This is a genomic window from Hyphomonas chukchiensis (genome assembly GCF_000682695.1).
Taxonomy (GTDB): domain Bacteria; phylum Pseudomonadota; class Alphaproteobacteria; order Caulobacterales; family Hyphomonadaceae; genus Hyphomonas; species Hyphomonas chukchiensis.
This window is the reverse complement of sequence record NZ_AWFG01000061.1, coordinates 1-2785: the sequence shown is the minus strand read 5'-3', so window position 1 is coordinate 2785 and position 2785 is coordinate 1. Positions and strand designations below refer to the sequence as shown.

The window sequence follows — 2785 nt, the reverse complement described above, 5'->3', positions numbered from 1 at the left end:
GGCGAAGATGCGGTAGTCCGGCTGGGCCTCTTCAGCTTTGTCCGCGTTCTTTTCGATGCGGATGGCGGCTGAGAGGTTCATCATTGCGAGGGCGCCTTCGAAGCCGGTTTTGGTTTCGCTGACATATCCGAGTGCGTTTGCCATGGGGGTCTCCTTTTCGTTTCCGTGGCTGTCTTCGAGGGACACCTTGTCCCCGTCGACGCCGGACCGCCCGGACGGCGCGGGGCGGGCCTGAACCTGCAAGGGCGCAGCAAAGCGGAGCACCGGACAGGCGCATGAATTTGTCTCGCGAGGAGCCGCAAAGCGGCGGGGAAATTCGTGGGACTGTCCGGTTTCAGGGCCGTTTCGTGTCGTCCAGGTCACACGGCAATAGACGGGAACAAGGGGTCTTTCGGGGCAAGCGGAGAGCGGAACAGACCGCTTTGGCAATCGCACTCGGAGGCAAAAAGAAACCCACAGACGGGCGATTTTTCGGAGGCGCATCTGTCTTGATCTGAACCGCAGGAGTACACACTCATCCGGTAGAAGCATGTGGAAATGCCGCCCGGCATGCTGCCGAACGGCTTTCGCTTCCACGGACAAGGAGACTGCAACATGTCAGGCGGCGTCCTGCTCTGCGACAGACTGGTCTTCGGGAGAAGCTTCGTCCTCGCCAGAGGTAAACAGGCTGGCGATCCGGACCCATGCATCTGCTGGCGGCGACCCTGCGTTTGTAACAAGGCGCGTAGGCGGCACCTGCATCCATCCCGGACGCCAGCCCGGATTGGCCTCACACTCTTCGCCAGTGATCCGGTTCCAGACCAGTTCCTTCTGGGCTTTGCCCGTGTCTGTGAGCGCTGCTTTCGCCGTCGATGGAGACGCAATGTCTGCCACCATGGCGTTAATGGCGCGCTTGTCCCGAACGAGATCAAGGAAGACACGCTCCGGCTTCCAGTAAGCGGCCATGTCGGTTTCGGTGGCGACAGCGACGGCTTCCACAACCGGGCCGCCCGCTTCCAGCGTATCCGCCATCACAAAAGCCAGCACGGTCAGGGTTTCCGCATCGTTCATTTCGAGCAGCGCCGCAAAGACCTCGCTGAGGTGATAGGCGTCCCCGTTTGCGCGCAGGGATGCGACCCCATGGGCGTCAAACAGGCTGCGGACATGGTCCCCGGCGGCCCGCATTTCTGCGGCGGCGCGTGATGCCTCCACGCTGGCCTGTATGTCCTCCTTCCGGGCGAGGAAGTCGTGCCGCCTGACAGTCCAAAGAGCGGACCCGACCATGGCATGCGCCACCATCAGCCGGAGGGCGATTCCAGGGTGTCCAAGCAAGGTTGTACGCGCTGCGCCATGGCGGTGGAGGGCAATGTATTGTGCGAGCGGCCCGGACATTTCGGGCTTGGTGTCGGCTGCTTCCGCATCACCGTCCGGCCTTGCGCGCTTCTCCAGTTTCCGGGCTTCGGCCTGCGTAATGTAGCCCTCATGGAAGGTCACAGTGCCATCATCGCGGACTTCGACAATCACGCTGCCGCCCTTCGTCCGGGGGCGCTTCAAATACTCCCAACTGGCAAAATATTTCCCGCGTTCGAGAACCTCTACATTGCGCCACCCGGCGTCAATGTAGGTCTCGACCTTGGCCGCAAGCGCTGCCGATTGGGCTTTCCAAAACGTGTCGGCCTCTGCGAAGACACCTGTCTCACCGAAGAGGTCAGCTGCCACTTTGCCTTCATAGATCGCCAGATCAAACAGCGCCTTGTCGGTCGTGATGGTGGCCCCGCCCGTGATCCATGCCTTGCAGGCGCGGCCCATGGGCGCGCGCTCTGTTTCACTTCGAAACAGGGCCAGCCAGTCTGCCTGCTGGTCCTTCGTAGCAAGTGTGAGCGCGCGGATTGTCTCCGGGTCGATTTCGTCTTTGGCGTAAAGCGCACGGATCGGGCTGGAGAGATTGGCGAGGGCGAGGATACGCCGGACTTTCAGGTCCGTGACCCCGAAATGTCCGGCAATCTCTTCCACCGTCCGGCCTGCATGCGCCAGCTTTCCGAACGCATTGTATTGCTCCATTTCCGTGGCGGGCAGGCGGGCGACATTTTCGATGAGCGAGGCCTCCACCGCTGCGGCGTCGTCATCCGCTTCCATGATTGCGCACGGGACGGCGATTGACTTGCCGGTCTCAGCGGCAATGACCTGCAAGGCATGGAAGCGCCGCCGTCCCGCGACGACGCCATAGCCATCACCTTCGGGGCGCACCAGAAGTGTCTGGCGGATTCCTTTCTCCCGGATGGAGGGCAAGATGTCGGAGACATCAGGCGCCTTGCGGTTGTGCCGCATGTTGAGCTTGCTGATATGGAGTTGCTCAAGGGGAAGTGTTTTCAGTGCGGGTTGTGCCATGGGATTGTCCTCCTGTTCTGGCGGGTAAAGTGAAAGGCCAAGCGCCCATGCCGGGCCTTTCCAGTTGATCGGGCTGAAGGGGAGGCCTTCCGCGTCGCGGTTTGCGTCCGGATCGGTCTCGCCCCAGTCATAGTCATGCAGGCCAATCAGCGGCGCGCGGCCATCGACCCAGATTTCGACGACGCGGGACTCCTCTATGACGAGGGTCATGTGCGGACGTGGCCCTAATAGGTCATCCAGCGCGCTCATGCCTGCGCGACCCGTGCAGGTGCGGACGCCATCAAACGCGCTAAGGCTCTGTGCCCGGCTTGCAAGGCTTCGGGGAGCAGTTCGCATGCGACTTCAGTCAGGTAGGCGTTCTCCGACCTCGGATCGTTGGCCTCTATACCCCAGATGCTGGCTTATGTCGCGTCCATAG

At 61.8% G+C, this 2785-nt stretch carries 2 protein-coding genes; both read right to left on the bottom strand.

The genetic code is table 11. The annotated features are described in order from the left end of the window. On the bottom strand, window positions 1-144 hold a 144-nt coding region (locus HY30_RS20605; protein ID WP_155839371.1), incomplete at its 3' end, for a DUF736 family protein. Window positions 145-597: 453 nt separating this feature from the next. Further along, entirely contained in the window at window positions 598-2577 is a 1980-nt protein-coding gene (locus tag HY30_RS15390) for a ParB/RepB/Spo0J family partition protein (protein WP_051615562.1), read from the bottom strand. Between the last annotated feature and the right edge of the window lie 208 nt (window positions 2578-2785).